The sequence below is a fragment of the Sphingopyxis sp. LC81 genome (assembly GCF_000756375.1).
Taxonomy (GTDB): domain Bacteria; phylum Pseudomonadota; class Alphaproteobacteria; order Sphingomonadales; family Sphingomonadaceae; genus Sphingopyxis.
Genome location: NZ_JNFD01000015.1, coordinates 39,270 through 47,372, shown reverse-complemented (window position 1 = coordinate 47,372; position 8,103 = coordinate 39,270). Strand labels below are relative to the sequence as shown.

General features: G+C 65.6%; 6 protein-coding genes. All 6 read left to right on the top strand.

The window, feature by feature from the left end; genetic code table 11:
• Positions 1 to 413 precede the first annotated feature (413 nt).
• The 6 genes from FG91_RS08665 to FG91_RS08640 all read left to right on the top strand — a co-directional run bounded on the left by FG91_RS08665 (position 414) and on the right by FG91_RS08640 (position 8,099).
• Entirely contained in the window at positions 414 to 1,400 is a 987-nt protein-coding gene (locus FG91_RS08665) for an N-acetylmuramoyl-L-alanine amidase family protein (protein WP_037514190.1), read from the top strand.
• Between the two features lie 270 nt (positions 1,401 to 1,670).
• Complete coding sequence (locus FG91_RS08660; protein WP_037514189.1) at positions 1,671 to 2,186, top strand: hypothetical protein; 516 nt, start codon at positions 1,671 to 1,673, stop codon at positions 2,184 to 2,186.
• Positions 2,187 to 2,409: 223 nt separating this feature from the next.
• Positions 2,410 to 3,663, top strand: coding sequence for a D-arabinono-1,4-lactone oxidase (locus tag FG91_RS08655; protein WP_037514187.1), 1,254 nt, complete (start codon positions 2,410 to 2,412; stop codon positions 3,661 to 3,663).
• A complete protein-coding gene (locus FG91_RS08650; RefSeq protein ID WP_037514186.1) occupies positions 3,660 to 4,805 on the top strand; it encodes a DSD1 family PLP-dependent enzyme in 1,146 nt (381 codons plus the stop codon). The genes FG91_RS08655 and FG91_RS08650 overlap by 4 nt, the downstream gene beginning before the upstream one ends.
• Complete coding sequence (locus FG91_RS08645) at positions 4,802 to 5,443, top strand: TetR/AcrR family transcriptional regulator (RefSeq protein ID WP_052187429.1); 642 nt, start codon at positions 4,802 to 4,804, stop codon at positions 5,441 to 5,443. The genes FG91_RS08650 and FG91_RS08645 overlap by 4 nt, the downstream gene beginning before the upstream one ends.
• 136 nt (positions 5,444 to 5,579) lie before the next feature.
• A complete protein-coding gene (locus FG91_RS08640) occupies positions 5,580 to 8,099 on the top strand; it encodes a penicillin-binding protein 1A (protein WP_037514183.1) in 2,520 nt (839 codons plus the stop codon).
• Positions 8,100 to 8,103: the final 4 nt, after the last annotated feature.

Genomic DNA, 8,103 nt, shown 5'->3' with positions numbered 1-8,103 from the left:
AAAGCGGCCGGGGGCGGAAGCGGAGGAGGCCAGGGAAAGCGCCGGGCGGCATCACCCGGTTAGGGGAGGGGCGGGCGCGCAGGGCGGGCATGATGCGCACGCCCCGACTGTCCGGTCAACCGGGTGGACTGGCGGCAGGTCGCCCTTCCCCGTATGTCCGGCGCCAAGGCGGCCATGTTCCGCATATTCGCGGAGCAGGCCCTCCCCTCAAAAGGCCGGACGGCACCGGGAACGACACCGTCAGTGAGGGCGTGCTAGCATCGGCATCTGCCGACGGCAACCACAACCACCGTACAAAGATAGGATGATGCAGGGGTGTTGCAAGAAAACCCACACCTGCGAACAGGCTGAATCGCTTGCTAACCTGCCGGTTGACGCGGGTTTGGCGCGCGATGCCTAATCGATGATTCACATTGCTCTGCGGCCAGGGGAGCCATGTTTTCAATAAGCGCTGGACCAGCGCGCGCTTCGGGCGGCATAGACGCGCCATGAGCCTGCTTGCCCTGCTTGGCATGATCGCGACCCCGCCCGCAGCTATTGCGGGACGGCCAATCGTCGATCCGGCGTTCGACAGGCCGCGCATCGAACGGCCGGTTTCGGCGGGATTCCGTGCAAAACGCCCGGGAAAAAGATACAGCGTGACCGTTCCGATCGGAAAGCCGAAGCCCTCGGTGGCGCTGCCGCGCATCGAGGGGCCGGCGAACGACCGCCTGCCGCTCGTCGTGATCGATGCCGGGCACGGCGGGCACGACCCCGGCGCGATTTCGCCGCACAGCGGCAAGCGCGAAAAAGATATCACCCTCGCGCTCGCCCGCGCGATCCGCGCCGATCTGCTCGCCTCGGGCCGCGTGCGCGTCGCGCTGACGCGCGCGGACGACCGTTTTCTGGTGCTCGAGGAGCGTTATGGCATCGCCCGGCGGCTGAAAGCCGACCTGTTCATCTCGGTCCACGCCGACGCCGCCGAAAACAGCCAAGCCAGCGGCGCTTCGATCTACACGCTGTCCGAAGTCGCCTCCGACCGCGAGGCGGCGCGGCTGGCGGCGCGCGAGAATAAGGCGAATGTCATCAACGGTGTCGACCTCGGCGCGCACAGCGGCGACGTGTCGGCGATCCTGCTCGACCTGACCCAGCGCGAAACGATGAATGTCGCGTCGGATTTCGCACGGCTGCTCCAGCGCGAGGCGTCGGGCGACGTCAAATTCCGCACGACCGCGCACCGCTTCGCCTCGTTCATCGTGCTGAAGGCGCCCGACACCCCGTCGGTCTTGTTTGAAACGGGCTTCATCTCGAACAAGGACGACAGCAAATTCCTTGCCTCGTCGGCGGGCCAGAAAAAGGTCGCGCGCGGGGTGCGCAACGCGGTGCAGGTCCATTTCGCGCGGCGGATCGTGGCGCGCTAGGCGCTGTTTTCTGCAATCGCTTTGTTTCGGGCGGCATCGCATTGTCGTTGACGGCGGCTTTGGGGTGGTGAGCGGCTGGTCCGCTTTCGAGTTTGGGGATCGAGTTAGCGGCCGCAAGGCTCGGCCCCTTGGTACAGCCAGCCCTCCGCCAGTACGTGCGCCTACAAACGGGAAGAAGTCCCTCGATTTGACAACCAAGCCTCACCTATACGCTAAGCCGGATCGTCACTGCACCTGTCACGGCGAGCCGCGGGATTTGAGGAGAGCGTCATGCGTCATTGGACTTTGTCGGCGGCGATCGGAGCTTCCATCTTGAGCTCTAGCTCAGGCTCCGCGAGCCCCGTGCAAGGTGTGGTTTCAGGCATCTATGTTCTGGACGAGGAACGGAGCGACAACGCCTTTCAAGCGATCGAGAGCGTTATTGCAGGCCTTTCCAGCGCCAAGCGCCCTCTCGCTCGCATGAGGCTACGCAAGTCCATTGCGGTAAATAGAATGAGAATCTCGATTGTAGGAGATCGAGTCGGGATCACATATGATGACAAAGTACCTTTCGTCGTTTGGATAGGCGGAGATCCCGTCAAGTGGAAGCTCATTGAAGTGCTTGTTTTCGATGTGTCGGCAAAAGCTGATGGCGAAGCTATTTCTCTAACATTCCGTGGCGACGACAGCGAGCGGATCACAACGTATCGCAGCGTTGGCCAGGATCTGGTGGTGGATACCACCATCGTCAGTCCATTGCTCTCTACACCGATTGTTTATAAGCAAATCTTCAATCGAACAAACTGACAGGATTCACGAGGAAAATTTCTGGTGAGAGACGGTTGAACCGTCTTCGTCTCGTATGCGGAAGCCGGTCCAGACGATCTCTCCAGTGTCTGCTTTGAGGCGCGCTACTATCGTGAACGAGCGGCGACAACCGGTCGAAAGCCGCCATTCGGCACATAAAATATAGTCTTGACTAACTTTTCGGCGGCGCACAGCTTGGGCGCGCTCGCTGCGGGAGAGAGGCATGGCGTGGAGCAACTGGTCGGGCAGCGTCACCGCGAGCGGCGAGGTCGCGCGCCCGCAAAGCGAGGATGAGCTCGCGGCACTCGTCCGCAGCGCGAACAAGCTGCGCGTTACCGGCGCGGGACACAGCTTCATGCCGCTCTGCGAATCGGGCGAGCTGATCGTCAGCCTCGACGATATGGCGGGTGCGATGCACATCGCCGCCGACCGCCGGACCGCGCGCATTCCAGCGGGCTGGAGCATCCGCCGACTGACCGCGGCGCTCTGGGAGGAGGGGCTGGCGCTCGCCAACCAGGGCGACGTCAATCCGCAGTCGCTCGCGGGCGCGATGGCGACGGGCACGCATGGCACCGGCGTCGATCTGGGCTCGCTTTCGACCTTCGCGCGCGGCTTCCGCCTCGTCGGCGCCGATGGCGAGGCGCATTGGTGCGATAGCGCGACGAACGCCGACCTCTATCAGGCGCAGCGCCTGTCGCTCGGGCTGTTCGGCGTCGCGACCGAGATCGAAGTCGCGGTCGTCCCGACCTTCCACCTCGCCGAGCGGATCGAAAAGCGCCGCTGGGACGAGATTCGCGAAAGCTATGACGCGCTGGCACAGCAGCACCGCCATATCGAATTCTGGTTCTTTCCGCACAGCGACGAGGTGATCCTGAAAACGCTCGACCTCTGCGATCCGTGCGACCCGCCGCCGAGCACGACCGATATGGAGGAGGCGACGTTTCGGCGCATCCTCGACATGTCGGCGCGGCTGCCGTTCCTCACCCCCTTTCTGCAGCGGCTGATGATGAAAAGCGGCATTTCGGGCCGCCGCCGCGGGCCCGCGCACGCGATCTTTCCCTCCGACCGGACGCTGCGGTTCGAGGAGATGGAATATGAAATGCCGCGCGCCGCCGGGCTTGAGACGCTCGACGAGGTCGTCGGCTGGATTCGCAAGAAGCGGCTGCCGGTCACTTTTCCCTTCGAATATCGCACCGTCGCCGCCGACGATATCTGGATGAGCCCGATGAATGCCGGGCCCGTCGCTGCGATCTCGATGCACCAATATGCGAAAATGCCCTGGGCGGCGCTGTTCGCCGAAGCCGAGGCGATCTTTCGCGGCGCCGGCGGCCGGCCGCACTGGGCCAAACGCCACACGCTGAGCCGCGCCGACGTCGCGGCGCTCTATCCAATGGCGGGACGCTATACCGCGGTGCGCCGCGCCGCCGACCCGCACGGCAAATTTCTCAATCCGCATCTGGAGACCTTGTTCGCATGACGACCGACCGTGAATTGCACGACCATCTGATCGGCCAGCAGGGTTCGCGCGCCGACCTCAACACGCCCGTGCTGATACTCGACGTCGACGCGCTCGACCGCAATATCGCGGCGATGGCGGCGCTCGCCGCGCAGCACGGCGTCGCGCTGCGCCCGCATGCGAAAACGCACAAGAGCGTCGATATCGCGCGGCGTCAGCAAGCGGCGGGGGCGGTCGGCGTCTGCTGCGCCAAGATCGGCGAGGCCGAAGTGCTCGCCGAGGGCGGAGTGACCGGCATCCTCATCACTTCGCCCGTTGCTGCACCCGCGGCGATCGAGCGGCTGGCGAAACTCGCGGTCACCGCCGACGGGTTGATGGCGGTCGTCGACCATCCGTGTATCGCAGAACGTATCGACGCGGCGCTGGGGGCGACGGGCGCGAAGCTCGACGTGATCATCGACATCGACCCCGGTATCGCGCGCACCGGCGTCGCGTCGGCTGAAGCGGCGGTGACATTGGCGAAGACGATCGCCGCATCGCCCAACCTCGAATATCGCGGCGTGCAATTCTACTGCGGGTCGCAGCAGCATATCGAAAGCTACGCCGACCGCCGCGCCGCGATCGTCGAGCGCACCGCCTATCTGCAACAGGTCATCGCCGCGCTGACCGGGGCGGGTTTCGCGCCCGCGATCATCACCGGATCGGGCACCGGCACACACCGCATCGACCTCGAGCTCGGCGTCTTCACCGAATTGCAGGCGGGTTCCTATGTCTTCATGGACAAGCAATATCTCGACTGCGACATCGCCGATGGCGCCGCGCCGCCGTTCGAGGTTTCGCTGTTGGTCGACGCGCGCGTCGTCAGCGCCAACCACAGCGGGCTCGTCACGATCGATGCCGGTTACAAGTCGCTGTCGACTGATGGCGGGGTCGCTGTGGTGCAGCGCGGGGCGCCCGAGACCGCCTTTTTCGCCTTCATGGGCGACGAGCATGCCGCGCTGATCGCGCCCGACATTGGCAACGCGCTCGCCCCCGGCGACCCGGTCAGTCTGACCGTGCCGCACTGCGACCCGACGGTGAACCTCTATGATTATTATCATATTGTCACGGGCGACACGCTCGTCGACATCTGGCCGGTCGGCGCGCGTGGCCGGGCGCGGTGATCGCCGCCGCCCGCCAGCCGCCGAAGCAGGACCGCGCGCGGCAGACGCAGGCGCGCCTGCTCGACGTCGCGGGCGACTTGCTCGCCGAGGTCGGGTTCGAGCGGATTTCGACCAACATGATCGCCGCGCGCGCCGGGCTGACGCCGCCCGCGCTCTATCGCTATTTCGACGATAAATATGCGGTGATCGAGGCGCTCGGGCGGCGGCTGATGGAGCGCCAGAACGATGTGCTCGAAAGCTGGATCGCGCGTCATGCGCCCGCGGGGGTCGCGGGGATGGCGGATCATATCGGAGATCTCCTGGCCGAAAATGCCGCGGTGACGCGCGCCGAACCAGGGGCGGTGTGGATCTTGCGCGCGCTGCACGCGACGCCGCGCCTCGTGCATGTCCGGCTCGAATCGCATCGCCATGTGACCGGCCGGCTTGCCGATGCCTGTACGCCGCATCTTCCCGGTATCGACCGTGAAATGCTCTGGTCGCGGCTGCGGCTGGCGGTCGAGCTCGGCTTTGCCGCCGACGAAATGCTCTATGAGGAAGACCGCGTTTCGGCGGGCGTCGTGCTTGCTGAAGTGGCCGCGATGCTGCGCTCGGCGCTGCTCGACCTTTTAAGTCCCCCTCCCGCTTGCGGGAGGGGTTAGGGGAGGGCATGTCGCGGATATGGCTGAGGAAACAAACCCTCCCCCGACCCCTCCCGCAAGCGGGAGGGGAGTAGAAACGCACCTCGCCGCAAGCACGCTTCCCTTTCGACGGTTCAGGCTTTAGAGGCGGGGGCATATGGCCGCTGACAGTCCGCCCGATTTCCGCTTGCGCCTGCGCCGCGACAGCAATGCCGTCATCGCATGGCTGAGCGATATGTGGACCCGGCGCTGGTTCCGCTGGCTCGGCTATCTCGCGCTCGCGGGTGTTCTCTTTCTCGCGCTGATCTGGGCGGTTTTCGCGCGCGACCTGCCGTCGGTCGACCAGCTGCGCGACTATGAACCGCCGCTGCCGACGATGGTCCGCGACGGCGAGGGCAATCCGGTGCACAGCTATGCCCGCGAACGCCGCGTCCAGCTCGAATATAGCGAATACCCCCAGCTGCTCGTGCGCTCCTTCCTCGCGGCCGAGGACAAGACCTTCTTCAGCCACGGCGGCATCGACTATCCGGGCATCGCCTCGGCGATCATCACCAACCTGTCGAACAGCGGCCGCCCCGTCGGCGCCTCGACGATCACCCAGCAGGTCGCGAAGAACCTGCTGCTCACCAACGAGCTCAGCTATCGCCGCAAGGTGCGCGAGGCGATCCTCGCGATGCGCATCGAGGATGCGCTGACCAAGGAACAGATTCTCGAGCTCTATCTCAATGAAATCCCGCTCGGCCGCCGCAGCTTCGGCGTGCAGGCGGCGAGCCGCGCCTATTTCGACAAGGATGTCGACCAGCTCCAGCTGCACGAGATGGCGTTCCTCGCGATCCTGCCCAAGGCGCCCGAGAAATACGGCCGCGCGCGTTTCGAGCGTGAGGCGCTCGCGCGCCGCAATTTCGTGCTCGGGTCGATGCAGGACAATGGCTGGATCAGCACCGCGCAGCGCGACGCGGCGCGCGCGATGCCGCTCGGCCTGACCAACACGGGCAACACCGCGGTCGCGCAGGTCGGCGGCTATTATATGGAAGAGGTGCGGCGCCAGCTGATCGCCCAGTTCGGCGAAACCGCCGAGGACGGCCGGCTCAGCGTCTATGCCGGCGGCCTGTGGGTGCGCACCCCCTTTGACGGCAAGATGCAGACGGGCGCGACGATGGCGCTGCGCAAGGGGCTCCAGCGCTACGACGCGGGCAAGGGCTGGTCGGGACCGATCGCGACGATCGAGGCCGACGACCAGTGGCAGAGCCGTCTCGCGTCGAGCTTCATCGGCATCGATTACGACAATTGGCGCGTCGCCGCGGTGCTCTCGAAGTCGGCGGGCGCGGCGCGGATCGGCTTTTCCAACGGCGACACCGGCACGCTGCCCGCGAGCGCCGCGACGATGGGCTATCGCAAGACCGGCGGCAGCGCCTTTTCGGCGATGCGCCCGGGCCAGCTGATCGTCGTCAAATCGACCGGCGGCAGCAGCTATGCCTTGCGCAATATTCCCGAAGTGTCGGGCGGCATGGTCGTCGAAAGCCCGCATTCGGGCCGCATTTATGCGATGCAGGGCGGCTTCGACGTCCGCCTCTCGCCGTTCAACCGTGCGACGCAGGCCGAACGCCAGCCGGGCTCGACGATCAAGCCTTTCGTTTACGCCGCGGCGCTCGACAATGGCATGACACCCGCGACGATGATCGTCGACGGGCCTTTCTGCGTCTATCAGGGCGCCAGCCTCGGCAACAAATGCTTCCGCAACTTCGGCGGCGCGGGTGGCTCGGGCGAGCATACGATGCGCTGGGGTCTTGAGCAGTCGCGCAACCTGATGACGGTGCGCACCGCGAGCCAGGTCGGCATGGAGCCGGTCGTCGAAACGATCCAGACGATGGGCATCGGCAAGCACGAACCCTATCTGTCGACCGCGCTCGGCGCCGGGACGACGACGGTCGAAAAGATCACCAATGCGTACGCGATGCTCGCCAACCACGGCCGCGCGCTGAAACCGCGCGTCATCGACTATGCGCAGGACCGCCGCGGCAAGGTGGTCTTCCCGGCGAACTGGAAACCGTGCGAGGGCTGCAACAAGAAGGATTGGGACGGCCGGCCGATGCCGCGCTTTGCCCGGTCGGGCAAGCAGCTGATGGATCCGATCACCGCGTACCAGGTCGTCCATATGCTCGAAGGCGTCGTCCAGCGCGGCACCGCAGTGCGGCTGCGCGACCTCGACGTGCCGCTGTTCGGCAAGACCGGCACGACCTCGGGCCCGAACGATGTGTGGTTTGTCGGCGGCACCCCCGACGTGATCGCGGGCATGTATATCGGCTTCGACCAGCCGCGCAGCATGGGCGGCTATGCGCAGGGCGGCAGCTATGCCGCGCCGATCTTCAAGGATTTCGCGCTCGCCGCGCTCGCCGATCGCCAGCCGATCCCCTTCTCGGCGCCAAAGGGTGTGCGGATGGTGCGCATCGATCGCCAGTCGGGCCGCCGCGTCTATGGCAGCTGGCCGGGCACCGACCCGAAGGCGTCGATCATCTGGGAAGCCTTCAAGCCCGAAAGCGAACCGCGCCGGACGATCCGCGAAGAAGAAATCAAGCCGATCAAGACGCAGCGGCGGGCGACCGGCGGTCCGTCGCAAAAGGGATCGACCGGCCGCACCGACAGCGACTTCCTCGACGACCGCGGCGGCATCATCTGACGGC

Coding starts and splice junctions, on each gene's coding strand:
- FG91_RS08660 (WP_037514189.1), top strand. CDS start 1,671: ATGCGTCATTGGACTTTGTCGGCGGCGATCGGAGCTTCCATCTTGAGC.
- FG91_RS08655 (WP_037514187.1), top strand. CDS start 2,410: ATGGCGTGGAGCAACTGGTCGGGCAGCGTCACCGCGAGCGGCGAGGTC.
- FG91_RS08650 (WP_037514186.1), top strand. CDS start 3,660: ATGACGACCGACCGTGAATTGCACGACCATCTGATCGGCCAGCAGGGT.
- FG91_RS08640 (WP_037514183.1), top strand. CDS start 5,580: ATGGCCGCTGACAGTCCGCCCGATTTCCGCTTGCGCCTGCGCCGCGAC.